At 69.6% G+C, this 24710-nt stretch carries 28 protein-coding genes; 16 read left to right on the top strand and 12 right to left on the bottom strand.

What is annotated here, in order from left to right; all coding sequences use genetic code 11:
• Nucleotides 1–66 precede the first annotated feature (66 nt).
• Nucleotides 67–411: a hypothetical protein gene (locus tag JOE35_RS09750; protein WP_209560918.1), complete on the top strand. Its 345-nt coding sequence runs from the start codon at nucleotides 67–69 to the stop codon at nucleotides 409–411.
• A 32-nt stretch (nucleotides 412–443) separates the two neighbouring features.
• Here the strand turns inward: JOE35_RS09750 and JOE35_RS09745 are convergent, their stop codons facing one another.
• Nucleotides 444–803: an HIT family protein gene (locus JOE35_RS09745; protein ID WP_307803019.1), complete on the bottom strand. Its 360-nt coding sequence runs from the start codon at nucleotides 801–803 to the stop codon at nucleotides 444–446.
• A gap of 160 nt (nucleotides 804–963) precedes the next feature.
• Here JOE35_RS09745 and JOE35_RS09740 point away from each other — a divergent pair, with 160 nt between their 5' ends.
• The gene (locus tag JOE35_RS09740) at nucleotides 964–1650 is read left to right on the top strand and encodes a TlpA disulfide reductase family protein (protein WP_209560916.1); all 687 of its coding nucleotides are present in this window, start codon (nucleotides 964–966) and stop codon (nucleotides 1648–1650) included.
• On the top strand, nucleotides 1650–2141 hold the full coding sequence (locus JOE35_RS09735; protein WP_209561978.1) for a DUF3515 family protein: 492 nt from the start codon (nucleotides 1650–1652) through the stop codon (nucleotides 2139–2141). The genes JOE35_RS09740 and JOE35_RS09735 overlap by 1 nt, the downstream gene beginning before the upstream one ends.
• A gap of 1317 nt (nucleotides 2142–3458) precedes the next feature.
• On the opposite strand, the gene JOE35_RS09730 is transcribed toward JOE35_RS09735, so the two are convergent.
• The 3 genes from JOE35_RS09730 to JOE35_RS09720 all read right to left on the bottom strand — a co-directional run bounded on the left by JOE35_RS09730 (nucleotide 3459) and on the right by JOE35_RS09720 (nucleotide 5642).
• Nucleotides 3459–3890: a hypothetical protein gene (locus JOE35_RS09730; RefSeq protein WP_209560915.1), complete on the bottom strand. Its 432-nt coding sequence runs from the start codon at nucleotides 3888–3890 to the stop codon at nucleotides 3459–3461.
• Between the two features lie 595 nt (nucleotides 3891–4485).
• Nucleotides 4486–4983, bottom strand: a complete 498-nt coding sequence (locus JOE35_RS09725; RefSeq protein WP_209560914.1) for an RNA polymerase sigma factor — start codon at nucleotides 4981–4983, stop codon at nucleotides 4486–4488.
• 77 nt (nucleotides 4984–5060) lie between these two features.
• Nucleotides 5061–5642 carry a hypothetical protein gene (locus tag JOE35_RS09720; RefSeq protein ID WP_209560913.1) on the bottom strand — a complete coding sequence of 194 codons (582 nt, stop codon included), beginning with the start codon at nucleotides 5640–5642 and terminating at the stop codon, nucleotides 5061–5063.
• A 531-nt stretch (nucleotides 5643–6173) separates the two neighbouring features.
• Between JOE35_RS09720 and JOE35_RS09715 the strand changes: the two genes are divergently transcribed.
• Both JOE35_RS09715 and JOE35_RS09710 read left to right on the top strand, forming a co-directional pair.
• Nucleotides 6174–6542, top strand: a complete 369-nt coding sequence (locus tag JOE35_RS09715) for a hypothetical protein (protein ID WP_192043128.1) — start codon at nucleotides 6174–6176, stop codon at nucleotides 6540–6542.
• 100 nt (nucleotides 6543–6642) lie between these two features.
• On the top strand, nucleotides 6643–7020 hold the full coding sequence (locus JOE35_RS09710; RefSeq protein WP_209560912.1) for a hypothetical protein: 378 nt from the start codon (nucleotides 6643–6645) through the stop codon (nucleotides 7018–7020).
• A 100-nt stretch (nucleotides 7021–7120) separates the two neighbouring features.
• Here JOE35_RS09710 and JOE35_RS09705 read toward each other — a convergent pair whose 3' ends face one another.
• From JOE35_RS09705 to JOE35_RS09680, 6 genes are all read right to left on the bottom strand, one after another.
• Nucleotides 7121–7600: a DUF3515 family protein gene (locus tag JOE35_RS09705; protein WP_209560911.1), complete on the bottom strand. Its 480-nt coding sequence runs from the start codon at nucleotides 7598–7600 to the stop codon at nucleotides 7121–7123.
• A gap of 129 nt (nucleotides 7601–7729) precedes the next feature.
• Complete coding sequence (locus JOE35_RS09700; protein WP_192043262.1) at nucleotides 7730–8128, bottom strand: hypothetical protein; 399 nt, start codon at nucleotides 8126–8128, stop codon at nucleotides 7730–7732.
• Between the two features lie 241 nt (nucleotides 8129–8369).
• Nucleotides 8370–8612 carry a hypothetical protein gene (locus tag JOE35_RS09695; RefSeq protein WP_209560910.1) on the bottom strand — a complete coding sequence of 81 codons (243 nt, stop codon included), beginning with the start codon at nucleotides 8610–8612 and terminating at the stop codon, nucleotides 8370–8372.
• Between the two features lie 69 nt (nucleotides 8613–8681).
• Complete coding sequence (locus tag JOE35_RS09690) at nucleotides 8682–9113, bottom strand: DUF4265 domain-containing protein (protein WP_209560909.1); 432 nt, start codon at nucleotides 9111–9113, stop codon at nucleotides 8682–8684.
• A gap of 110 nt (nucleotides 9114–9223) precedes the next feature.
• The gene (locus tag JOE35_RS09685) at nucleotides 9224–9793 is read right to left on the bottom strand and encodes a recombinase family protein (RefSeq protein ID WP_209560908.1); all 570 of its coding nucleotides are present in this window, start codon (nucleotides 9791–9793) and stop codon (nucleotides 9224–9226) included.
• Nucleotides 9794–10050: 257 nt separating this feature from the next.
• Nucleotides 10051–11274: an MFS transporter gene (locus JOE35_RS09680; protein WP_307803018.1), complete on the bottom strand. Its 1224-nt coding sequence runs from the start codon at nucleotides 11272–11274 to the stop codon at nucleotides 10051–10053.
• A 79-nt stretch (nucleotides 11275–11353) separates the two neighbouring features.
• Here JOE35_RS09680 and JOE35_RS09675 point away from each other — a divergent pair, with 79 nt between their 5' ends.
• The 11 genes from JOE35_RS09675 (at nucleotide 11354) to JOE35_RS09625 (ending at nucleotide 23584) form a co-directional block, all read left to right on the top strand.
• On the top strand, nucleotides 11354–12742 hold the full coding sequence (locus JOE35_RS09675; RefSeq protein ID WP_209560907.1) for an LLM class flavin-dependent oxidoreductase: 1389 nt from the start codon (nucleotides 11354–11356) through the stop codon (nucleotides 12740–12742).
• 295 nt (nucleotides 12743–13037) lie between these two features.
• Nucleotides 13038–13688, top strand: coding sequence for an ABC transporter permease (locus JOE35_RS09670; RefSeq protein WP_209560906.1), 651 nt, complete (start codon nucleotides 13038–13040; stop codon nucleotides 13686–13688).
• Nucleotides 13675–15012 (top strand): ABC transporter ATP-binding protein, encoded by a 1338-nt coding sequence (locus tag JOE35_RS09665; RefSeq protein WP_209560905.1) that lies wholly within the window; start codon nucleotides 13675–13677, stop codon nucleotides 15010–15012. Before JOE35_RS09670 ends, JOE35_RS09665 begins: the two co-directional genes overlap by 14 nt.
• The gene (locus JOE35_RS09660) at nucleotides 15009–15794 is read left to right on the top strand and encodes an ABC transporter permease (RefSeq protein ID WP_209560904.1); all 786 of its coding nucleotides are present in this window, start codon (nucleotides 15009–15011) and stop codon (nucleotides 15792–15794) included. The genes JOE35_RS09665 and JOE35_RS09660 overlap by 4 nt, the downstream gene beginning before the upstream one ends.
• On the top strand, nucleotides 15791–16816 hold the full coding sequence (locus JOE35_RS09655) for a glycine betaine ABC transporter substrate-binding protein (protein ID WP_209560903.1): 1026 nt from the start codon (nucleotides 15791–15793) through the stop codon (nucleotides 16814–16816). The genes JOE35_RS09660 and JOE35_RS09655 overlap by 4 nt, the downstream gene beginning before the upstream one ends.
• An 838-nt stretch (nucleotides 16817–17654) precedes the next feature.
• Nucleotides 17655–19253, top strand: a complete 1599-nt coding sequence (locus tag JOE35_RS09650; protein ID WP_209560902.1) for a sugar transferase — start codon at nucleotides 17655–17657, stop codon at nucleotides 19251–19253.
• Nucleotides 19254–19356: 103 nt separating this feature from the next.
• Nucleotides 19357–20595: a glycosyltransferase family 4 protein gene (locus tag JOE35_RS09645; protein WP_209560901.1), complete on the top strand. Its 1239-nt coding sequence runs from the start codon at nucleotides 19357–19359 to the stop codon at nucleotides 20593–20595.
• A complete protein-coding gene (locus JOE35_RS09640) occupies nucleotides 20592–21410 on the top strand; it encodes a CDP-alcohol phosphatidyltransferase family protein (protein WP_307803017.1) in 819 nt (272 codons plus the stop codon). Before JOE35_RS09645 ends, JOE35_RS09640 begins: the two co-directional genes overlap by 4 nt.
• Entirely contained in the window at nucleotides 21407–22387 is a 981-nt protein-coding gene (locus tag JOE35_RS09635) for a hypothetical protein (protein WP_209560900.1), read from the top strand. Before JOE35_RS09640 ends, JOE35_RS09635 begins: the two co-directional genes overlap by 4 nt.
• Nucleotides 22384–22893 carry an adenylyltransferase/cytidyltransferase family protein gene (locus JOE35_RS09630; RefSeq protein WP_209560899.1) on the top strand — a complete coding sequence of 170 codons (510 nt, stop codon included), beginning with the start codon at nucleotides 22384–22386 and terminating at the stop codon, nucleotides 22891–22893. Before JOE35_RS09635 ends, JOE35_RS09630 begins: the two co-directional genes overlap by 4 nt.
• Nucleotides 22894–23023: 130 nt before the next feature.
• The gene (locus JOE35_RS09625; RefSeq protein WP_209560898.1) at nucleotides 23024–23584 is read left to right on the top strand and encodes a hypothetical protein; all 561 of its coding nucleotides are present in this window, start codon (nucleotides 23024–23026) and stop codon (nucleotides 23582–23584) included.
• Here JOE35_RS09625 and JOE35_RS09620 read toward each other — a convergent pair.
• Both JOE35_RS09620 and JOE35_RS09615 read right to left on the bottom strand, forming a co-directional pair.
• Nucleotides 23533–23787, bottom strand: coding sequence for a hypothetical protein (locus JOE35_RS09620; protein ID WP_209560897.1), 255 nt, complete (start codon nucleotides 23785–23787; stop codon nucleotides 23533–23535). The two genes, JOE35_RS09625 and JOE35_RS09620, sit on opposite strands and share 52 nt — an antisense overlap.
• Nucleotides 23788–23848: 61 nt before the next feature.
• On the bottom strand, nucleotides 23849–24700 hold the full coding sequence (locus JOE35_RS09615; protein WP_209560896.1) for an MSMEG_6728 family protein: 852 nt from the start codon (nucleotides 24698–24700) through the stop codon (nucleotides 23849–23851).
• Nucleotides 24701–24710: the final 10 nt, after the last annotated feature.

Raw genomic sequence — 24710 nt, 5'->3', positions numbered from 1 at the left:
TTCTTCGTCGCGGGTAGTTAGCGCAACCGCGCAGCCATCATCGACGTCGTTGAGGCACTTGACCAGGTGGGGGCGTCGTCCTACAGCTTCGTCCGAGCCGAGTACGACGAAGACGCCGCCAAATTCGCCCTTCCGGGAGGCGCGGACGACGCGGACCTTCACGCGCCGGGCATTCAGAACCTCTTCGACCAAGATCTGGCCGAACTACACGGCGCCGACCACTTCGTGCTGGTCCTCCCCGCCGGCGCAGCGGCGCACATCGAGGCCGGAATCGCCTACGGACTCGGTAAACGTTGCTGGGCAGTGGGGCCAAGTGATCGATCTGAGACGCTCTACCGGATTTTCGCTGCCATGACGGTTGATGCAGCGAGTCTCGTCCAGCATCTCAAGGACTCTCGTGTTCTCCAATGACCGATTCTTTATCGGGCGATAGCGAGAACGCGTCAGTAGTAGCCCCGCCCGACCACCACATGTCGGACCCCGCCTTCTGGTGAAGCGACGTCGCCGTCGAAGCGCGGAATGACGTGTAGGTGGGCGTGGAAGACGGTCTGGCCGGCCGCGGCACCATCATTGAAGCCAACGTTGTACCCGTCCGGATGGTGGGCCATCTCGAGCTGACCCTTCACAATCCCCACCACCTCTGCCATGGCCGCGACCTCGTCTGGCGTCGCGTCGAACCAGCTTGCAATTGCGCGCCTCGGTATGACGAGGGTGTGTCCAGGCGACACTGGGTGCGCGTCACGGATCGCGAAAACCAGTGCATTGTCCGCAACCCACTCGTCGCTCGATATCTGCTCGAACACCGATGGCCTTGTCATGCCTGCAACTCAACCCGCTGCACGTGTCGCGCACAACTATCGACTATCGGGACGAGGGACGATCGGTTGAGCCGTTGGTGTCTCTCAGGTTGCCTCCAAGAGGGGCTATCGCGCCTAGCAGCGATCTGAGGCGATGGGCACGTGGATGAGCGCTGCTGAATCCACGTCGGCGTTCCGCGGCCCCGGAACCATCTCCATCGAGACGCTGCTCGTCTGCAGGTTCGACGAGTTATTCTCACGCGTGCGAACACGTCGACTCTTAGCCCTTCCGGCCCTACTGCTCGCCACCAGTGCAGCCGTGACGGGATGCACCTCGGCTGAAGGTCTCGAACAGCAGTGGGGCGACGGCAAGGGATACATCTCGGCCGAACAGCTCGTGACCGAAATCGCGCCCGAGGACCGGGACGAACCGATTGAGTTCGACTCCGAGCTGAGTGACGGCAGCAAGATCACGGCGGCTGACTACCAGGGGAAAGTCGCCGTCATCAACTTCTGGTACGCCACGTGTGTCCCGTGCCGGATGGAAGCAACAAATCTTCAAGCAGTCAGCGAGCAGGTGGCCGATGACGCCACATTCCTCGGCGTCAACGTCAGGGACCAACCCGACACCGCCGACGCATTCACCCAAGAATTCGACGTCACCTACCCGACCGCCATCGACGTGAACACCGGCAGTGTCCAGCTCGCGTTCGCTGGCAAGACGGCCCCCAATGCGACCCCCGCGACGTTTGTTCTCGACCCCGAGGGGCGTGTCAGCGCTCGCGTACTCGGAGCAGTCGATCCGTCCATCCTGCGAGCACTCGTCAAGACAGCGGCAGCGACGCCTGAGTGATGTTGCGGAACCGGGCAAGACCGCTCGTAGCTGTGGGATCAGCAGCGATCGCCGGGGTGTCGTTAGCAGGATGCGCAGCAGCGGTCCCCATGAGCCCTGCCGCCGATGCCAACTCGGTGGAGTGCGCGCAGGTCACCGTGCATCTTCCTGACTCCATGGGTGAAACCGAAACGCGTCGCGAGACAGATGCCCAAGCCACTGGCGCCTGGGGAGAACCTACGTCCGTCCTGCTTCGCTGCGGTGCCACAGAACCAGGTCCCACGGATCTGCCCTGCTACACGATCAAGGGAGTCGACTGGATCGTCGATTCACCGACGGACGACCCCGAGAGCGCCATCTCGACCGCCTATGGCCGCTCCCCCGCCGTGGAGGTGATCTTCAGTACAACGAAGCTGACAGGAGCGAGCGTCATGGGAGACCTCGCTGATGCTGTCGGATATCTCCCAACGACTGGACGAGCTTGCACGAGCGCCGAAGATTTGCCCTCCTGACCGGGCGTAGCGGTCAGCGAGCCCCCGATCGGGCACGGGTCACCCGCAGAGGGGGCTCGTTTCTGATGCTGCACACACCTCTGGGGCCAGCAGCACGCGCTGAAGCACCTGATTCTGGGGATACTCGTGCCGTAGGCAGGCCCTAACCTGCTGGGAAAGAGGAGTCGTCATGAGCGTTGCTTTGAAGCGTCCGACGCGCGCACACCGGTCGGACGGACGCGTCTTGGTCTCTACGGGAGCCCTGGTCGGCGCCGGAAGCGCGCTGATATTGCCCATCCTCTGGGTGGTCGTATGGGGCGCCGTGAGCGGACTGGACGGCGGCGGGATCGCCGAATGGATCTTGATTTCCCTTGTCTATGCAGTTCCTGCTGCCGTGGCCTTCGCCCTCCTCGGGGCTGTCGCCGGACTCATCAGTGCGTCGCTGTGGCGACAGCGTCCCCGTTGGGGAAGGTCGAGAAGCCACGCGCTAGCCGCAGCGGCCGCAGCGGCAATTGTCGGGATCTCAGCAGGCATGGCTGTCGGCATCCTCACCGAGGCAGTCTTTTCCGGAGTGGTCATCGGTCTGATGGCCGCATTAGGCGCCGGCGTCACGGCCGGCTTGACCTTGCGTCGGTTGGCGCGAGGAGAGACACCGCCAGCTTGCTAGCCGGTCGTCTGACGGATCATCTCCCGAACACTGACGTGCAGCCAGGACGTCCATGTCGGCTGTCCACAGCGGATCATGCGGGTTCCTCGAGCTTTTGAGAGGCTCACCGAGTCCGCCTGCCCTGAGCGAGTCAGGATGATTGCGGCCATCCCGCAACCGACGCATCCGGCAACCGCAGGAAGAAGGTTGGGCAACAGCAGCTCGGGCACGATAAGAATTCGAGTCAACAACCACGCGGCGAGCCCAGCGGCAAGAGACCCAGCGCAGACCCCGACTCGTCCCTGCCGCTTGTACGGACTCACCAAGCGCATGACGACCAGCCCCGTGCACGCGGCAACACCAGCGATGAAGCAACCCACGAGAGCACTGAGCACGACGCCCACAAGAGAAAAGGACGCACTCTCACCGGCCAGGTCGTCATTCACCATTGCAATCCCCAAGAAGGCCAGGCCCCCCAGCACCGCACCGGACAACAAGGCCTCCCTGAGGGCGCGATCAGCGCCAGCAGTTCGCGAACTTCCAGCTCGCCCCCCAACCACGCCCATGTCGTAACTTTACGAATGAACCAACGGTCGCGTACAGGCACGTTGTCGAGAAGAGGCGGACATGGCCGACGCCATCCCGAGCGACCCGCCGCAGATATGCCATGGGCGCGCCTGGTGAGGTGGCCGTCACGGTAGTGAATTGGGTCCCTTGCACCCGTACTCATCTCCGAAAGCTTCATACACGCGTTCCCGCGCCTCTGCTGTGCCCCACTCCTCGACGGTCTTGCAGTCGTCGGACTTGCGCGTAGCGAAGACGCCGTAAATTCCCACCCCTACGTATGTGTACACCGGCCCGACGACCCCGCCGGGCTGATCGAGCCCGGCGCCGATTTCGTCGGGTAATTCGAAAACAACACCATCGGGGAAGACAAGGCGTGATCCTCCTGGGGCACAGGAAGCTTTCTCGTTCAGGGTCTCAACCGCCACGTCGTCAAAGGTCGTGCAGTTAGGTATCTGCGCCTCTGCAGCATCGAGCGTCAGGACCCCTTGATGACTACAAGCGGCAAGGGGCATTAGGCCCGCGATCAGAGCCAAGGCCACGACGCGTCTATTCCTCATGGCCACACCGTAGAAGACTGATCGGTCCAACCTGACGCTTATCACTGCGTCAAGGAGGGGCTGGCGAAGTCCGATAGAGGATCCCCTAACGGGCACTTGCCAAGGGTTGCCGCAGAGTCGCGCAAGTGGTGAAGTGACGTCGTGACCGAGAGCCAGATGCAGCGGCTTGTGCGCAAGCTGCCCGTTCCCAAGCGACGCGCACTTGCAGCCGTCTGCATCGTCGTCATCCTCGTAGGGACGTACCGGACAACCGTTGACCACGGATGGTCCGTCTGGAAGGCTCTCGAGCTACTGGTTCTCCTATCGATTACCGTCTTCTGCCTTTTCCCAAACAAACGCGCCCGAGACGACGAGACCGTGCCAGGCAAACCGCGAGTCCACGATTGAACCCGCGCGATCGGCCGATCGGTGAGAATTCCAAGCGCGCTAGGCGATCGGCTATCGGACACCGCTCTTTACCGCGAGTCGCGGCGAAGGATCGTCGCGTTCTCATCTGGCAGTGCCCCAGAATCGCTACATGGATGACGCCGCATCGGGCATTCGACCCGAACTTGCCGTTCAGGGCGCGCCTCGTCGGATGATCTGTGGGTCGGAATCAGAGGCCACCGTTTTGATCGTCGATGGCTTTACGAAGAGACGTGCGCGCACGCGCGTAACGACTCCGAATCGTGCCCGGTCTCCTAGCCAAGATGGTCGCGACTTCGGCAAGGGAGAAACCCTCCCAGTGCACCAGGCGGATGATCTCCTGATCGAGTAGGTCCAGTTCGAGGAGCAAAGCATGCAGCTCCTCGCCTTCGGTCGATCGCTCAGACGCAGATGTGCGCACCTCAAGCTCCAGCCGAAGCCGGTCAGCCAGGGCGACGCGACGTAGACCCGCGCGTCGGTATGTGGACAGAACGCGTCGCGCGATGCCGAACATCCATAAGCGCGCCTCGAGCGGCTCGGCGGGCAGGTCGTCCGCGCGGCGCCAGAGGACGAGCAACGTCTCACCGAGGAGGTCGGCGGCGTCTTCCGGCGATGACACTCGGCGCAAGAAATAACCGAGCAGATCCTGCGACGACGCGTCGATCGTGGACGTGATATGCGTATCCACGGATTCGGGCGGTCTCGTCGGTGTCTCGCGACGACTGGTGCTGCCGCCCAGTCCAGGGCTCCCCCCGCGACCGAAGCTCACTTGGCGACCTCGCATCTCAGGCCCACACCGCCGTATTGGGCGAAGCCGACGAGCTGAGGGTCGAGGGTTGCGCGGACGCCCGCATCGAGGGTTGCCACAACATTCTTGTTTAGGTCGGGGTCACCACGGTCGCTCTGCACGAGCGCGGCGGCTTGAGACTCGAGCCCCGACCAGTCGTGTCCTTGGACCGCCGCTTCCACCTTGTCCTGTTCTGCCGCGCCTCCTGAGACGTCGAAGATGAGCGTGGCCAAGCATTCCGCCGGCGCGCTGTCGCCGTCGTCGAGGAACGGGTCCCCCGGCAGGCTAAGCACGATCGTGGTGCGCGCCTCGTAGTTTGGCTGGATGCCCTCGACGAGGGCGCCGCCTGCGAGGAGGAGCGAGGCTCCCAGCGCCACGGCGAGCAGAGGGCGACTTGGCCGCCGGAACGCGGGCGTCGCGCGTGGCCTAACCCGCACCTTCTTGGCTTCTGCGCGCGCAGCCTCGGACATCGGGGCGATGAGGAACAGCAAATCTGGATCGGCCTCGGCAGTAGCCGGGCGACTCCTGTTCAGCATGTCGTCGAGGTTTCTGTTCGTCATGAAAGGGCCACCGTTCAGGAAATGAGTCGTTTGAACAAGACATGGCCGGCAACGTCCAAAGCGTTGCATCTCGGGAGCCACAAATGAATTAGTAAGCGCTCGGGTGGAGCGGCACGCGCCAGGAATCTCGCAAATGCCGGTTCCAGTTAACCGAGCGTCCATCTGGCGGGACACGCAGCGATCCAGCCTTCGGCCTCTGTGCCTCTGTGCCGCCTCGAAGCAACCAACAGATTTATCTTCTCTGCGCCATTGGCGTCACGGTCGGCATCTTCCTGCTGGTTTCTCTGGATGGCGCGGCTATCCCTCTTGCAGGACTACCGCTTGGCCTAGCGCTTGGAATCGCGCTCCGTACCGGGGGAAGAAACACGGCTAGAACCGGGGCATCACCACCACGGAAGACGCGGCGAAAGGCGAAGACCCTGAAAACAAAGGCCACGACGTCAACGGGACGTCGCGAAGGCCAATGGACCACTGAGCGATCGTCTATCGGGCACTTCCTACCCAGGCTCGTCTTGTGCGCTACAAATAGGCATGCCGATCCAGCCCGCCCAGCACACCGCCGACATTTCAACGGGTCTCCCCCCGGACATGGCCGCCAGACGGCTAGTTGAGCTGCTTCGCGATGTGGCGCAGAAGCCTGTAGTACAGGCGCACGAAGGCAGCGTTAACCTCGGATCTCGAACTGCCTACCGGCTTCTAGGTGGGCTGCTTCAGGCGGGAAAGAAGCGCATCCCCATGGTCGTCACGTGGTCCATCGCTTCTGAAGGAGCGGGCAGCTCAGTGCGCCTGAAGATGACGAGCGACGAGGGCAGCTACCTGGTCGCAACCAGGGCGCACTACGCCGTCTATCAAGAGCGCTTCACCAGGCTCGAGCACGACATCAAGGCGAGCCTCACCTAGGCCCCTTGTCCGGCAGCCGATCCCCTATCGGGCGCCAGTAATCGATGCTGAGGTGTCGACCGGCGGTTGACGCCGCATCGGGGACTGCTAGCTTTCGATCGTGACGACCACCCCGGAGCGGCCTGGCCAAACCCATGAACCGCGTACCGGCCCGTCTCGTCTCGTGGCCGCCAGTTCCTTTGCCGTGGCAGCCGGCATCGTGGCCCTTGTGGCTCTCATCTCCTACGTCATCCTGTACGCCACGATGTGGGCCCCGGTCGTCCTCTGGGACAACGAAGGCTGGCTGTTCCTCTACCCGATCTTTCTCGCGGCCTGGGTACCTGTCGGCATCATGTCCGCCACCTCCCTTGGCCTCGCGATCGCCAGTTGCATCCGACGCGAAACACGCCGGCCCCTAGCCGTCGTGAGCCTGGGAACGGCGGCATTGTTGCTCACCACGTCGCTGCCGGCCCTTCGGGTTGGGGTTGGCCCGCTCTAGACGCAGGGAGTCGGTCTACGGCGCCAAGCCATCAGAGGCGGCTCACGTCAGGGCTGGCTACGAAAGGCTCGTGCCGCGATTTCGCATCCGTACGCCTGGCTCAGGAGGTTAAGTCTTCGGCGCTCGTGCATGCGCGCCCGTTGGCCGGAAGGTACCCGACGGCATCGGCTAGGTCTCCCATGACGCTAGCGCCCGTCAGCGTCGTTGTGTCGAAGACGACCTCAACGGCTGGAGAGCGGCCATAGGTGGTCAGGATGGCGGTGTCAGGGTCGTCTGGTGGGGAGTCGACGATCCAATCCACTCCCTGGATCGTGTAGCACGGCAGATCCGTGGGACCTGGCTCTGTGACCCCGCAGCGAAGCAGGACAGATGCGGGCTCACCCCAAGCACCAGTGGCCTGGGCGTCTGTTTCACGTTTCACTTCGGTCTCAGCGATGGTCTCAGGAAGATGCACTGTGACTTGCGCGCACCCCACTGCGTTGGCCTCGTCGGCTGAGCTCATAGGGACAGTCGCCGCGCATCCTGCCAGTGACGCCCCAACCACCACCACCACCACCACCACAGCAGTTACAGCTCGCATTCGTCTTCCCCCATGGCGAGACCGTACCCCGGCCTTCCGCGTCGGCGCCTTCGACGCCCACAGCGCACCCCGTCAAACAGACGCCGCCCGGGCATCATCGTGCAGCTGATCGGCCCTAGCCGGGTTGAACTACGCGAAGAGCGCCAGGGGTAGCGACACCACGAAGCACACGGGCGGTACGACGGCGATGCCACCGCAGACTCCTGCCCACCGGCCAGCGCGGCCGCCCAGAGCTCCGGCGACGATTGCAAGCACGATCGAGGCAACCAGGAGGAACGGCACGGCGAACCACAACGAGGAGGTCCAGTCTGCGGCGGAGAACCACAGCCACGAACCCTCGGCACAGGCCGTGACGAAGCAGACGATGAGGGTCAGCGGGGCGAGCAAGCGAGCCCGACCGGTCGGCGCGGTCTCGGCAGCGGGGCCGCCGCCCGGGCGGGGTGGCAGGTCGGTGAGGGGGTTGCGGTGGGGCAGCGCTGCCACTTCAGCCTCGGCCTCGCGGAGGAGTTCTCTGTCGGCCTCGTCCATGTCCTGACCCTAGCGATGGCGCGGCCGCTGGGGGCACGAGCACCCTCTGAACGGGCTCGCACTCTCGATGATCTTGAGTCGATAACGCGTCCGGTGCCCGATCCTTCACCGGGCACTAGGTGCTGGGCCGACACACGTCTACGTTGCGTAGGGCAGCCCAGACCCCGCTGTGGATGGCGGGGTTCCTGGGTTCGCCCAGGTTCCCCGTCAGGGATCGGCTATCGGGCACCTCGTCCCCTCATCAGATGGTCAGGCGCTCGACTCGAATGCGGAGTGAGTCCCAAGCCCGGCCCGCAACTCCGGGCCCCGGCTCTTGTGCCGTGACGATGTAAGGGTGAGGCCACACTGTCGCGCCAATGGGGGGCGCGTCCGGGTCGAAGTCCGCGATCACAACACCAGCGGCGTAGGCGACCTTCTCCGCGTCCTTGAACTCCAAACCGATCACGGAGGGAAACACGACGGGATCACCGATTCCGATGCTCATGAGCTCAAGCTAGCCCCGCCCACAGAGTCACCGAAGAACCATCCTTCATCGGACGCTAACGGCGGCCCGTCAGAGAGCGGCCCACTCCTCGCTGACGTCAGATTCCTCGATGTGCCAGCGGCCGGAGGTGACACCGACCGCGAGCAACGTCTTGGCGCTGGTGAGATCCGAGCCTGGTGGCAGATCGAGAGCCAGCAGACGAGGACGCTCCATGCTCTCACCGCTCACCCCTAGGGGCTCGAACTCTGCCACGACGTCCTGGTTGAGGTCCGCCGGGTCGGTGGTGATGATCCGCACCGTAAGGTTGCCGCCTCTCTGGACTCGTTGGGTGAACCAGATCACGCCGTCGTCATCGGGCGCCGCACGGACTAAATCGCCATTAGAGAGGCCAAAGGCGAAGAACGGGGTATTCGCGAGTAGATAGGTCCCTCCCGGGCGCTCCTGCGCCCACAGGCCCTCCGACTCGGCAGGCGGCCAGCCGTCGTGCTGCTCGAGCCGCACACGGACACGGACGTAGGGCTCTGTGGCGGAAGCTTCTGGCTCGCCAGCGAATGGCTGCCTTGGCGCCCCAGACTGCGCCGGGGCGGTCTTACCTCGCTGGAAAAAGTTCCTCATGCCTGCTCCCCTCGCTGGATCGCACGATAAACCGTTGAGCGGGCGACGCCGAAGAGCTCGGCAATCTCGCTGGTGGTGTGGGCGCCGGTGCGGTGCAGCTGCACCAGGTGCTTCTCCTGCGAGGCGGTGAGCTTGGGCTTGCGGCCGCGGAGCTTGCCGGCGGCCTTGGCGATCGCCATGCCCTCCCGGGTCCGGGCACGGATGAGGTCGGCTTCGAACTCGGCCACCATGCCGAGGACGTTGAACAGGAGCCGGCCAACAGGGTCGGTGGGGTCGTAGACCGCTCCCCCAAGGTTCAGCGAGACACCCTTCTTCGTGAGCTCGTCCGCGATGTCGGTGGCGTCGCGGAGGGATCGGGCGAGGCGGTCAAGCTTCGTGACGACTAAGACGTCACCGGCACGGCACGCGGCCAGCGCCTCGCGGAGGCCGGGTCGCGCTCGAGTAGTGCCCGAGAGCCCGTGGTCAACATGCACGTGTTGATCGTCAACACCCAGTGCTGCGAGACCGTCACGTTGTGCTGCGAGATCTTGTCCCGAGGTCGAGACGCGGGCATAGCCGATGAGCATGCGACGACTGTAGCGTTTAGACCCCCATCACCGGGCATTTTTGCGGGACAGGCATACGCGAATCCGCAGGCCAGGAGCCACTTGACCTCAGTCGGCCAAATAGGGTCGCGAGGAGTGTCCCGATGAACGACCGTGCACCGAGAACCAGAGAACCCGAGAACCCGGGAACCCGAGAACCCGAGATCACCGGTCACCGGGCCACCGGCTGGAGTCGCGACGCTGCGACCGCCAGCCGGCAGATCGACCTCGAGCTCCCGCTACGGCTGCGGCACCGAGACGCCGCGCGGCAGCCGCACCGCGACGATCGCGCTGACCGCGAGCAGCGCCGCGGCCGTGCCGAAGGCCACCTCGAACGACGCCGCATCGACGAGCAGCCCCGCGACGAGGGGGCCCGCGATCGCCCCGACGTCCGAGCACATCGAGAAGATCGCCACGGGGCGACCGCCCCGCGCACCCGCCGCGTCGCCGACGAGTGCGGCCGGGGCCGTGCCCATGAACGCGGTCGCGACTCCGTAGACGGCCAGCAACGCGCCGAGGGTCACGAGTCCGGGCGCGAAGGGGACGGCGGCCAGCGACACCGCGGCGACCGCGAACGAGCCGATCACGGCAGGCCGGCGCCCCACGGTGTCGACGAAGCGGGACGCCGGGGCGAGCGCGAGCGTCTGCGCCACGGCGGCGACGGCGAAGAGCACGCCGGTCCAGGAGGTGGGCTGGAGCAGCACCTCCACGACCAGCACCGGGACGAGCGCGCTCCGGACGCCGAGGGACGACCAGCCCTGCGCGAAGCTCGCCACGCACGCCGTTCGGAACCGCACGTCGCGCAGCACGTCGGCGAGAGGGCGCGCGGGCTCGGCGGCCGCGGCGGCGGCCGCCCCGTCGCCTCGGCGCGGCGGGCTGAGCAGCAGGATGCCGACGATGCCCGCGACAGCAAGGGTGGCGGCGTAGAAGAAGAACGGCGCCGTCAGGGAGACGGTCGCGAGGAGGCCGCCGAGCGCCGGCCCGGCCATGCCGCCGACCAGGAACCCGCCCTGGTAGAAGCCGATCGACCTGGCGCGGCGGTCGGGCGTCGTCGACGCCAGCAGCAGGGTCATCGCCGAGATCGTGAACATCGCCGAGCCGATGCCGCCGACCCCGCGCAGCAGCAGCAGCTGGACGTAGTCGTGGGCGAGGCCCGCGAGGCCGCTCGACACCGCCACGATGCCGATGCCGACCGAGAGCACGACGCGCTCGCCCGCGACGTCGATCATCCGGCCCACGAACGGGCTCGCGACGAGACGCATCAGGGCGAACGCCGAGAGGACAGCGCCCACGGCGACGTAGCCGACGCCGAAGCTCGCCGCGTAGACGGGCAGCACGGGCACGACGACGCCGAAGCCGACCATGACGAAGAAGGCGATGACGCCCAGCACGACGACGTCCCGTCCGAGCCGTGCACGAGGAGGGCGGGGCGAGTCTCGGCGGGTCGGGGCAGGGCGGGTCACCGACCAAGACTAGGCGTCGCGTGTGACGCCGTGTTGCAGGCCCGTGGCGCCCGCGAAGGTGGGCGACGACGATGGCCGGATGACTCGACGCATCCGGTTCAACGCCTTCGACATGAACTGCGTGGGGCACCAGTCCCCCGGTCTGTGGCGGCACCCCGACGACCGCTCCCCCGACTACACGAAGCTGAGCTACTGGACCTCCCTCGCGCGCCTCCTCGAGGCCGGTCGCTTCGACGGCCTCTTCATCGCCGACGTGCTCGGCACCTACGACGTGTACGGCGGCAACCACGACGCGGCGCTCCGCAACGGCACGCAGACGCCGGTCGGCGACCCGATCCTGCTCGTCTCCGCCATGGCGGCGGCGACCGAGCACCTCGGCTTCGGCATCACGGCGGGAACCGCCTACGAGCACCCCGTCCCGTTCGCCCGTCGGATGTCGACGCTCGACCACCTCACCGACGGCCGCGTGGGCTGGAACGTCGTCACCGGCTACCTGCCGAGCGCCGCCCGCAACATGGGCGCCGACGACCAGCTTGACCACGACGACCGCTACGACCAGGCCGACGAGTACCTCGAGGTCCTCTACAAGCTGTGGGAGGGCTCGTGGGAGGACGACGCCGTCGTCCGCGACCGTGAGACGGGCGTCTTCACCGACCCGACGAAGGTGCACGAGATCGGGCACGAGGGCACCTGGTACAAGGTCCCCGGCATCCACGTCTCCGAGCCGAGCCCGCAGCGGACGCCCGTGATCTACCAGGCGGGCGCGTCGCCCCGCGGCATCCGCTTCGCCGCCGGCAACGCCGAGTCGATCTTCGTCGCCGCCCCCACCAAGGAGCGCCTGGCCGCGACCGTCACGAAGCTGCGCGACGCCCTCGAGGAGGCGGGCCGCGACCGGTACTCCGCCCGCATCTACACGCTGCTGACGATCATCACCGACGCGACGCCCGAGGCGGCCGAGGCGAAGCACGCGGAGTACCAGCGGTACGCGTCGCACGAGGGCGCGCTGACCCTCATGTCGGGCTGGATGGGCGTCGACCTCTCGACGTACTCGCTCGACGACCCGGTGGGCGACGTGGAGAGCAACGCGATCCAGTCGGCGCTGGCCAACTTCCAGGCGCAGGAGGGCGACAGCGGCAAGGAGTGGACCATCCGCGACATCGCCGAGGCGGCCGGCATCGGCGGCCTCGGACCCCGCATCGTCGGGTCGGGCGAGCAGATCGCCGACCAGCTGCAGGAGTGGGTCGCCGAGACCGACGTCGACGGCTTCAACCTCGCCTACGCCATCACCCCCGGCACCTTCGAGGACATCGTCGAGCACGTCGTCCCGGTGCTGCAGGCCCGCGGCGTCTACCCGACCGAGTACGAGCCCGGCACCCTCCGCCAGAAGCTCTTCGGCCGCGGCGACCGGCTGCCGGACGAACACCACGGAGCCCGCCACAAGGCGTCCGCGCGGGTGCAGTCCGTCTAGGTGCCGCGCGAGGCGACGACCGCAGGAGGCGCGGTGCAGGCAGGTCCTGCGCCGCGCCTCCTGCGTTCTGCTCACGATCGTTACACTCCGCTGCTCCCTGATCGCCGACCCGCCCCTGACCGGGCGTTCCGTGCCCGGCTCCAGGTAACGATCGGCGTGCCAGGGCCCCCTCGACGACGCCCGTCGCCTGGACAGGACCCGACGTGTCCTCGTTATGGTGGACGCCGAACGCCCGGTCCAGGCCGGGCTTTCGTGCAGACGGGTCGACGAACGAGTGACGGGGAAGCGGGATCAGATGGCGTGGGACTACGTGACGGGGCGGTGGGACCAGATCTGGTTCGCCTCCTGGCAGCACTTCTCGTTGGTGGTGCAGTGCCTCGTGCTCGCGGTCGTGATCGCCGTCGTCGTGGCCGCGCTCGTGTACCGCGTGCCCGGCCTCACCGCCGTGGCGAACGGCGTCTCGGCCATCGGTCTCACGCTGCCCTCCTTCGCCGTCGTCGGCCTCCTCATCGTGCCGCTCGGCTTCGGGGTGCTGCCGGCAGTCGTCGTCGTCACCTTCTTCGCGACCCTGCCCGTGCTGCGGAACGCCGTCGTCGGGCTGACGCAGGTCGACCCTGCCCTGGTCGAGTCCGCACGGGGCATCGGCATGGGGAGCCTCCGCACCCTCGTGCAGGTGCAGCTGCCGCTGGCCTGGCCGGTCATCCTCACGGGCGTGCGCGTCAGCGCGCAGATGGTGATGGGCATCGCCGCCGTCGCCGCCTACTCGCTGGGGCCCGGCCTCGGCGGCTTCATCTTCTCGGGCCTGTCCCGAGCCGGCGGCGCGAACGCGCTCGCCTCCGTGGTCACCGGGGTGGTCGGCGTCGTCGTCCTCGCCCTCGTGCTCGACCTCCTGCTCGTCGGCCTCGGCCGCCTGACCATCTCGAGAGGCATCCGTGTCCAGAACTGACTCCCCCACCGCCTCCTCGTCGCCCTCCGCCTCGCCGGAGGTGTCGGGCCGCAGCATCCTGCTCGACCAGGTGACGAAGCGCTACCCGGGCCAGTCCGCGCCCGCCGTCGACGGCATCACCCTCGAGATCCCGGCCGGCAAGATCGTCATGCTCGTCGGCCCCTCCGGCTGCGGCAAGACCACCACGCTCAAGATGATCAACCGGCTGATCGAGCCGAGCGAGGGCCGGGTGGTGCTCGGCGACGACGACGTCACCGACATCGACGGCGACGAGCTGCGGCGCCGCATCGGCTACGTGATCCAGGCCGGCGGGCTGTTCCCGCACATGACGGTGGCGGCCAACATCGCGATCGTCCCGAAGATGCTCGGCTGGTCCAAGGAGCGCATCACCGCCCGCGTCGACGAGCTGCTCGAGCTCGTCTCGCTCGACCCCGACACGTACCGCGACCGGTTCCCGCGCGAGCTGTCGGGCGGGCAGCAGCAGCGCGTCGGCGTCGCCAGGGCCCTCGCGGCCGACCCGCCGGTCCTGCTGATGGACGAGCCCTTCGGTGCCGTCGACCCGATCACGCGCCAGCGGCTGCAGGACGAGCTGATCAACATCCAGCAGGAGCTGCAGAAGACGATCGTCATCGTCACCCACGACTTCGACGAGGCCGTCAAGCTCGGCGACTGGATCGTGGTCTTCTCCGAGGGCGCGCACATCGTGCAGTACGACACCCCGGAGCGCATCCTCGCCGAGCCGGCGAACGAGTTCGTCGAGAACTTCATCGGCTCCGGCGCGGGGCTCAAGCAGCTGACGCTCACCCGGGTGCGCGACGTCGACCTGGCGGAGGCGGTCGTCGCCGAGGCCGGCGAGTCCGGTCGCGAGGTGGCCGCCCGCGTCGAGGCCGCCGGGCACGAGCACGCCGTCGTCGTCGACGACCGCGGCCGCCCCGTCCGGTGGCCGTCCCTTCGGCAGCTCGCGCGGCTCGACGTCGTGCCGGGCGGGACGGACCCGCAGCTGCCCGTCATCGGCAGCGGAGCCACGCTGAACGACGCGCTCGACACGATGCTCGTCTCGAGCGCCGGCGCCGCGCTGGTGACCGGTCGCCGCGACGCCTTCGTCGGCGTCATCACGGTCGAGGTCGTCATGGAGGCCATCACCCGGGCGCGGAAGGCGGCTGCCGTCGCGCTCGAGGGCGCGCCGGTCGGGACGAACACGGGGCCGCTGCCGATCGTCGGCGAGCCGCAGGACGCGCGTCCCGTCGACGGGGCCCCCGTGGTCGACGGCGCTCCCGTGGTCGAGGGCGTCGAGGCCGCCGACCGGGCCGGTGAGCGGCAGTGACCGCCCTCGCCGACGCGCCCGCCGCCTCCTCGTCCGCCAGCCGACCCCGGCGTGCCCGGCCGTCCTGGCTCGGCCTCGTCGTGCAGCCGGCCGCCGTGGCCGTGGTGTTCGCCGCGTTCTGCATCTGGCTCTCCGTCGCGGACCTCACGACCGCCGAGCGCACGACCCTGAACCCGTCCGCCCTGGTCACCTACACGGGCGAGCACCTGGCGCTCACCTTCGCGTCGGCGGCGATCGTTCTCGTCCTCGCCGTTCCCCTCGGCGTCCTCCTCACCCGTCGCCCGTTCCGGCGCGCGGCCGGGCCGGTGCTCGTGCTCGCGAACTTCGGGCAGGCGGCCCCCGCGGTCGGCCTCATCGTGCTGCTGGCCCTGTGGCTGGGCTTCTCGTTCTGGACCGCCGTGATCGCCCTCGTGCTCTACGCGGCGCTGCCCGTGCTGCGCAACACCATGGTCGGCCTGCAGAGCGTCGACGCGCGCCTCGTCGAGGCCGGTCGCGGCATGGGGATGTCCGCGACGTCCGTGTTGTTCCGGGTCGAGCTGCCCCTGGCCGTGCCCGTGATGCTCTCCGGCATCCGCACCGCCCTCGTGCTGCTCGTCGGCTCGGCCGCCCTCGCGACGTTCATCGGCGCCGGCGGCCTCGGACTGCTCATCACGACCGGCGTCAACCTGTTCCTGCCGAAGGTGCTCGTCTCGGGTGCCCTGCTCGTCGCTCTCCTCGCTCTGCTGATCGACTGGCTCGGCCGCGTGGTCGAGCACGTCGCCCGACCGAAGGGCCTCCGATGACCCCCGCCCATGCCTCGCGCCCCCGTCTGCGGGCACTGCGCCGCGCCTCCTTGCTGGGCGTCGTCGCGGCGTCGACCGCTGCCCTGCTGACGGGCTGCGGGCTGCAGCCCGCGACCGCCTTCGTGCCCGCCGTGGCCCCCGGCTCGATCGAGGCGATCGACGACCTGCCGGACGACGCCGCGATCACGGTCACCGCCAAGAACTTCACGGAGCAGCTGATCCTCGGCAAGATCGCCGTGCTCGCGGCCCAGGCCGCGGGCTTCGAGGTGACCGACATGACGAACGTGCCCGGGAGCGTCGCCGTCCGCCAGCTCATGCTCGACGGCGGGGCCGACATGACCTACGAGTACACGGGCACCGCCTGGCTCACCTACCTCGGCGAGGCGGCGGGCATCCCCGACAAGGAGGAGCAGTACACGGCGGTGCGCGACGCCGACGAGGCCAACGGGCTCGTCTGGCTCGAGCCGGCGCCGCTGAACAACACCTACGCGATGGCGGTCCGGTCGGAGGCGGTGGCCGAGCTGGGCGACATCTCGACGCTCTCGCAGATCGCGGCCCTGCCCGTCGAGCAGCGCACGTTCTGCGTCGAGGCCGAGTTCAACTCGCGGGCGGACGGCTTCGCGCCGATGCTCGAGCGCTACGGCCTGGAGCTCGGCGCCGCCGACGGCGTCCCGACGAGCAACGTGAGCATCCTCGACACGGGGACCGTCTACGAGGCCACCGACCGTGGCCGCTGCAACTTCGGCGAGGTCTTCACGACGGACGGGCGCATCGACTCGCTCGACCTGACGGTGCTCGAGGACGACCAGGGGTTCTTCCCTGCCTACAACGTGGCGCCGGTGCTGACCGACGACGTGCTGGAGACGTACCCGCAGCTGGCGAGCGTCTACGAGCAGATCTCGCCGTCCCTGACGGACGACGAGCTGCGCACCCTGAACCGCCGAGTCGACGTGGAGGGCGAGGAGCCCGCAGACGTCGCCTTCGACTGGATGGTGGAGAAGGGCTTCGTGACACGCCCGTGAGGCATCGCCCCCAGGGTGATTAACACGGGCTAGATGCAGGGTGAACGGCAGGTGGCGACACCTGCCGTTCGTCGTGCGCACACCCTGGTGCGGCGAGGCGCCGATGCATGATACACGACGGGTGTGGTGCATCCGTGTTCACGTCGTCCTCGGTGCCGCCGTGCTCGCCTCGCCGGTCGATCGTGCCCTCATCAGCCATTATGCGAGAATCGACCCGCGGTCCCGCGGCCCCCGTCTCGAGAGCCGGCTCCGCCGTCGTCGACGACGCGGGGCCTCGGTCCACGCGGGTGGCTCTGCTCCTCCCTGGGTGAGTCCGTGCGGACGGGCCGGGCCGAGGGGGGCACGACCCCCAGAACGGGGGGTCCCCGTCGGGGGGGTCCCCCGGCCTAGAGTCGTCAACGAACCACCGGCGGCCCCACCGCCGAGCAGGGCACACCCGAAATGAGCCCTGCGTCACCGAACGGCTCACGACGCCACCCGACGTCGACCGAGCCACCGACGCCCTCGTCGAGCTGACCGTCCCGCGGTCGCGCTCGACCCGTGCGCGTCATCCCGTCGCACCCGAACACGACGAGCAGCACCCGACACCCGACACCCGACACCCGTCGAGCCCACCCCGGCTCGTCGACCCGAACTCCGAGCCTCCCGCTCGTCGCCTACCCGAACGGCCGCACCCGAAATGCGGCCACGGCGACGTCGGCACGGCGCAGCCCTGCTGCGCCCTGCCGTCGTCGCCACCTGGTCGACGACCGACCCGAACCCGGTCGTCGCCCTCCCGTCCCTGGCGGCCCCCGAAGGCTGCCAGGGGCACCACGCCTACCCGAGCGAGCAATTCCCCATGCGCAGACGCCTCACCGTCGACCCGACGGACCGACTGACCGCCCCTCTTCCCGTCGTCCACGTCGACCTGCCGACCTCGTCGAGCCACGTCCTCCGTGCTCCCGCCCCCTCCTCCCCCGGCCGCGGCCTCGACGCGTCGGACGCTGGCGACACCGGCGCGCCGTGGGCGCTCCGGTACCGCCGACGACTGCGCGTCGCGGACACCGCCGTCGTCGCCGCCTCCGTGGTCGCCGCAGCCGTCGTCGCCAGCGTGCGGACCGCGGTCGTGACGGACCGGCTCACGGTCGACCAGGTCGTCGCGGGCGTCGCCGACGTCGTCTGGGTCCCCGTCCTGGTCGGGCTCGTCTGGGCGGCCAGCCTCAGCTTCTACCGCACCCGCGAGCTCGCGGTGGTCGGCACGGGCGCGGCCGAGTACCGTCGTGTGGGCAACGCCACGCTGCTCGCCTTCACGGTGGCGGCCATCTGGCTGGCCCTGCTGGACGGCGGCGTCGGCGGCCGGATGTACTTCCTCGTGGCTCTCCCCCTCGGCGGCGGCGCCCTCGTGGTCGTCCGGTGGTCCATGCGTCGCTGGCTCCAGGCGCAACGCCGCACGGGGCACTTCCTGTCGCGGGCCGTCGTGGTCGGCAGCCGTGAGGACATCCGCTACGTCGTCGACAGGGTCGACCGCACGCACGGTGCCGTGTACGACATCGTCGGCGCGGCCACCCTCGACCCCGAGAGCGGCGGCGTGCTCGTCGGCGATCGTGTCGTCCCCATCGTGGCGGGCGTCGAGGACGTGCCGCGCGCGGTCTGGAAGCTCAACGTCAGCAGCGTCATCGTCGCCGGGGACCTCGGGCTCGGTCACGAGTGGCTGCGAGACCTCGGGTGGCAGCTCGAGGGCCGGGCCGCGGAGCTCGTGCTCGCCTCCCGCCTCACCAACATCGCGGGACCCCGCATCACGTTCCGTCCCGTCCAGGGACTGCCCCTGATGCACGTCGACATCCCGAGCTTCGACGGCCCGCGCCACGTGCTCAAGAGGCTGTTCGACATCGCTCTGGCGGGAACGGCGCTGCTCGTGCTCTCGCCGCTCCTGGGCGTCCTCGCGCTGCTGGTCGCCCTCGACAGCCAGGGACCCGTGCTCTTCCGACAGCGTCGAGTGGGCCGGGACGGCCGCACCTTCGACATGGTCAAGTTCCGCTCGATGGTCGTCGACGCGGAGCTCCTGCTCCACGACCTGTCGGCCAGCGACGAGGGTGCCGGCGTGCTCTTCAAGATGAGGCACGACCCGCGCGTCACGAAGATCGGCCGGGTCCTGCGGCGCTGGTCGCTCGACGAGCTCCCCCAGCTGTGGAACATCGTCCGCGGCGACATGAGCATCGTCGGGCCCCGGCCTCCCCTCCCCCGCGAGGTGGCGGACTACGAGACGCACGTCCACCGCCGTCTCTACATCAAGCCAGGGCTCACCGGCATGTGGCAGGTCAACGGCCGGAGCGACCTCAGCTGGGAGGAGAGCGTCCGACTCGACCTGTACTACGTCGAGAACTGGTCCATGGCCGTGGACCTCGTCATCATCTGGCGCACCTTCCGCGTGCTCGTCCGGCACGAGGGCGCGTACTGATGGCAGCGCCTGACGAGCGCCGTCCGAGGACCACCGCCAGCAACAGCAGCATCACCACGACACGTACCGAGACCACTCCACGGGGGAACAGATGACCATCGACATGACCAGGACCAGCGCGACGGAGGCGGCTCCCCGCCCGCTCGACGGCGTCAGCCGTGCGCTGGCGGAGGTGCCTCCCCGCCACGTCGGCTCTCGCCGGGGGCGCGTCCTCGTCGTGCACTCGTCCGACGAGCTCTACGGCTCCGACCGCATCGTGCTCGAGGTCGTCAGCGAGCTCGCCGCCCGCGACGACCTCGACGTGACCGTGTGGCTGCCGACGGACGTCGCGGCGGGCCCCCTCGGGCCGCTGCTGCGTGAGCGCGGCGCCCGTGTCGAGCGCACGCCCCTGCCCATCCTCCGCCGGCGCGGGATGCGTCTCGGCGGCATGGTCGGCCTCGTCCGCGACGCCGCGAAGACCACGGCCCGTCTCGCCGGACGCCACTTCGATCTCGTCTGGTGCGCCACGAGCGCGTGCCTCGCCGTCGCGCCCCTCGCTCGCCTCGCCCGGGTGGACAGCGTCGTCGGCCACCTGCAGGAGCCCTGGGGAGACGGGGACCGCGCGGGCCTGTCCGTGCTCGCCCGGTCCTGCACCTCCCTGGTAGCGGTGTCCCACTCCGTGCTCGAGAGCTCCGGCCTCGCAGGCGACGACCGTGCCCAGGTGGTGCACAACGGCGTGGCTCGCCGGGACGCGGACGTCACGGCGCCGCCGGAGCACCGCCTCCCCCACTACGTCGTCGCCAGCCGCTGGAACCCGCACAAGGGACACGCGACGCTGCTCGCGGCCTGGAACGCCGCCGGCTGCCCCGGGCACCTGACCATCCTCGGCGGCCCTCCCGCCGCCGGCACCGGCGTCGACGTGCCGGGACTCGTCGCCGCCGTCGTCACCCGACCCGAGACCGTGACGGTCGTCGGCGAGGTGGACGACGCGTCCACCTGGGTGCGCGACGCCGACGCCGTCGTGCTGCCCACCGACACGCTCGAGGGCTTCGGCATCGTCGCCCTCGAGGCGTTCAGCCAGGGCCGTCCCGTCATCGCCAGCCGCAGCGGCGGGCCGGAGGAGGTCGTCGAGCACGGCAGGACCGGTTGGCTCTTCGACCGTCAGGACGTCGACGGCCTGGCCGACCTCTTCGCCGGCCTCGACGTCGACCAGCTCGCCGCGGCCGGCGGCCGTGCGCACGAGACCTGGGCGGAGCGCTTCACGCCCGACCGGATGCGCCGCCGTCTCGCGGCGGTCGTGCTGGGCGAGCTGCACCTCCACAAGGACCTCGACGCCGCCCTGCCCGCGGGGGTGGCCTCGTGAGCCCCACCGTGCCCCTCCAGGACGAGGCGAGCCTCGTCGTCCCCCGTCGGTACGGAGCGGCGCTGTCGGCTCTCGCCACGGCGCAGAAGTCCTCCAGCGGGGCCCCTGCCTACTCGCGGTTCGTGAACCGCCGACTCGGCCGGTGGGCCGCCGCCGCGGCGTGGGTCGTCGGCGCGACTCCCAACCAGGTGACCGCCCTCAGCGCGGTCTGCACCTTCGCCGGCATCGCGCTCGTCGCGGCGGTGCCCTCCGGAGCGGCCATGGCGGTGGCCGTCGTGCTCCTCCTCGTCGTCGGCTACGCCCTCGACTCCGCCGACGGGCAGCTCGCCCGCCTGCGCGGCGGCGGCAGCCCTGCCGGCGAGTGGCTCGACCACGTCATCGACGCGACCAAGATCGCCGTCCTGCACCTCGCGGTCTTCGAGTCGTGGCTCCGCGAGCCAGAGGGCCGCGAGGCGATCCTGGCGCTGCCGCTCGTCTACCAGGTCGTGGCGACCGTGGCCTTCTTCGCGATCGTCCTGACCGAGCAGCTCCGTCGCGCCGACTCGGTCCGACGCGGCAGCCCCACGGTGGTCCGTCCCCGCACGGGCGCGCTGTACTCGCTCGCCGTGGTGCCGACGGACTACGGTCTGCTCTGCCTCGCCTTCCTCCTCCTCGCGTGGGCGCCCGGCTTCACGGTCGTCTACGTCGCCCTGCTGGTCGCCAACACGGCCTACCTCGTCCTCGCCCTGCCCAAGTGGTTCCGCGAGCTCACCGCGCTGCCGCGGACGGCGTCGGCGCTCACCACGACGGCGCCGCCGCAGGGTGGTGCCTCGTGACGCTCCGTCGTCGGCCCCGGGCCTGGGAGCTCACCGCGTGGTGGCCGTTCCTCATCGGGTCGGCCGTCGTCGGGGCCGCCGTGGGCTCGGGCCTGGTGCTCGGGGCCTCACGGTCCGTGGAGGCCAGTCCGGTCGCCGTCGTCGTCGCCGGGGTCCTCGGCGCCCTGGTGGGTGTGCTCACGGGCCTGGTGCCGTCGTGGGCGGGGCTCTCACGACGCCCCCGCGTGTCGACGGCCTCTGACGTGCGGCGCCTGACGGGGCTGCCCGTCGTCGGGGTGCTCCCGCCCCTCCGTCGTCGCGACGACACGTCCGGCCGCGGATCGACCGGTCGTCAGCGAGCCGCGGCCCGCGACGCGCTGGCCGCGGTCGCCGAGCTGCGCGGCGGGGTCGCCCCGCGTCGCCTGCTCCTCGTCCGGCCGGACGACTCGGCAGGGGTCCTCGGCTCGGCCGGGGTCGCCGGGGTCGACGGCGCCCTCGCCCGGGCAGCGAGGGCGGCCGGCTACCACACGGCCATCCTCGAGGGGGACTTCGACTCCCGTGCCCTGTCGAGGCCCTCGACCGTGCACGAGGACGTGCTGCCGGAGGCCCGCTCCCTGGACGGTGCCGGCTGCGAGCACGTCCCCGTCCCCCTGGACGTCGCGGCCGCGGTGCTGGGCGGCGACACGTCCGTCGTGTCCCGCTTCCTCGACGAGGTGAGCAGCGGCGTCGACCTGGTCGTGGCCCTGGCGTCCGAGAAGTCGCGCCCCGTGCCCGCCCGGGCCCTGTCCGCGCACGCCGACGCGGTCCTCCTGGTCGTCGGCGAGGGCCGCACGACGCAGGGGCAGCTCTCGCTGATGCACGCGCAGCTCCTCGGCCGCGGGGTCGAGCCCCTCGGCGTCCTCCTCTGCGGTTCACCCCTCCCCCGGCGACGGGATCCGCGCGCCGGCTGGCGCGCAGCCGACCACCGAGCACCAGTGCTCGAGGAAGTGAAGTCATGACGACCACGACGACCACCACCACGTCGACGCTGGATCGCCTCGGAGGCGACGGTCGCGTCGGCTACGCCGCCGGCGCCTTCGACCTGTTCCACATCGGGCACCTCAACCTGCTGCGGCACGCGCGCCAGCACTGCGACCACCTGATCGCCGGCGTGGTGTCCGACGAGATGCTCGCCCTGACGAAGGGCATCACGCCCGTCGTGCCGCTGGCGGAGCGCCTCGAGATCGTCGACCACATCGACGTGGTCGACACGGCGTACGCGGAGACGGTGCCCGACAAGCTCGACGTCTGGCGTGAGCTCCGCTTCGACGTCTTCTTCAAGGGCGACGACTGGCGGGGCACCGAGAAGGGCCTCCGACTCGAGCGCGAGTTCGCGGAGGTCGGTGTCGAGGTCGTCTACTTCCCCTACACGATGAGCACGTCCAGCACCGTGCTGCGGCGCGCCCTGCGGGCGCTGTCCGGAGGGGCCCCGGCGCAGGAGGCGGCGGCCGAGCGGGCCCGCTGACGCAGCGTCCCCCAGGCGGCACCGTCCGCGGCGATGATCGTCCCTCCCCAGGTCGGTCACGGTGGCCGGGCGCCGAGCCGGGCCTGTGGACGACGCACGGTGGTCGCCCTGCGGACGCGACGCTGGCCCCATGACCGTCGCCCTCGCCTCCCTGCCGTCCGTCCCTCTCCCCGACTCCGCCTCCTCCGCCGGCTCGGCTGTCGCTCCCGACCCGCACCGGCCCGTCGTCTCGGACGACGACCTCGCCGCCCGCGTCACGAGCCTCGTGCCCGTCGCCGTCCGCCGACAGCTCTGGACCCTCTTCTTCGACGCCGACGACGTGCAGCTGCCCATCCTGGTGCCGCTCGAGGGCGTCCCCGAGCATCCGGACCGACTCGCCATGGAGCGCTGGGGCGACGCTCTCGAGGCGGTGTCGACCGAGTTCGGCGTCACGGCCGTGGTGTTCGTCCTCGAGCGTCCTGGCCCCTCGTCCGCCACGACGTCCGACCACGCGTGGCACCGCGTGCTGACCGGGCTCTCCGACGCCCGCCGCTTCGCCGTGCGGGCGGTGTTCACCTGCGCGTCCGACGGCGTGGTCGTCCTCCAGCGTGACGACCGGGCGGCCGGGGGCGACAGCGAGGGACACGGGGGTGCGCGGGCTCAGTCCTCGCCGAGGCGTCTGCGGCTCTCCGACGAGCTGGCCGTGCGCTGACCGCGTCCCCGGTCGAGGTGTCGCCACCAGGCGGTCTCGGCGAGCTCGGCCGACGTGTAGACCCCGAGGGGCTCCTGCTCGGCCTCGACGAACGACCAGCGGCGCAGCCGCCAGCCGTTCCCGAACGCCTCGACGACGGCCTGGGCCGCGCCGTCCGGCGTCGAGCGGACGAACCAGCGGTCGTCGGAGGCGCGGTCGAGCATGTCTCGATGGTAGCCGGACCGGCACTTCCGACCCCTGGCGTGGCGGCCGACGACCCAGGGGTCAGGCCAGCGCGAGGGGGAACACGGTCCGGGTGTCCTGGGCGAGGGCCGGGTCGGGCAGGTCGTGGCGCTGCACGTCCTGGCCGTCCCACTCGACGCGGCGCAGCAGCACGGGCGCCCGGTCCCCGTCCTGGGCCGCGACGGCGTCACCGACCAGCCGCCCGAGCGAGAACGACTGCTGCTCCTCGTCCGGGACCGCGACGACCTCGCCCTCGCCGACGGTCGCGAACACCTCCCGCTGGGCAGTCCAGGCGGGGGTCGTCCGGCCCCGGGGCGACGACTCGCCGACGGTGACGACGCCTGCACGGCGCCAGTCGTCCGCCACCTGCGCGTCCCGGGGGCGGACCACCCAGGCTCGCCGTGCCGAGGACAGCGCCGCGTCGTCGGTGGGGGCCGAGGTGCCGGGATCGGCTCCCGGCCAGACGTAGTCGAGGTCGGCGGGGACATCCGGGAACTTGCCGCGGTACCACTCGGGCTCCTTCTGCACGAGCTTCGACCGGTGGCTGCGGTGCACGGCCGGGTCGCCGAGCCAGCTCGGCAGGTCGGCGGCGATGCCGTCGCGGACGCCGTCCGCGTCGCCGAGCAGCGCGGGCGCGAACTCGAGCACCTGCGGACGCACCGTGTCGGCGTGTCCCTGGGCTATCCACTCGTCGGTGATCGCGAGGGCATAGGCGGTGAGCGCGGTGCGGTGTCCACGCCACATCGCGATCGCGGGGTGGTTCTGCCAGCCGTAGCCCGGCAGGGTCACCGCGCGCAGCACCTGGAGGGCCTCGACGCGCTGCTTGCCGAGCCTGGCCTGGTCCAGCACCTGCGCGCTCTCGGCGAAGTCGGGGTACGGGAGGAAGGTCTGCACCTCCGCCAGG

Origin of the sequence: Frigoribacterium sp. PvP032 (genome assembly GCF_017833035.1) — a bacterium.
Lineage (GTDB): Bacteria > Actinomycetota > Actinomycetes > Actinomycetales > Microbacteriaceae > Frigoribacterium.
This window is presented reverse-complemented; position numbering and strand designations above follow the sequence as displayed.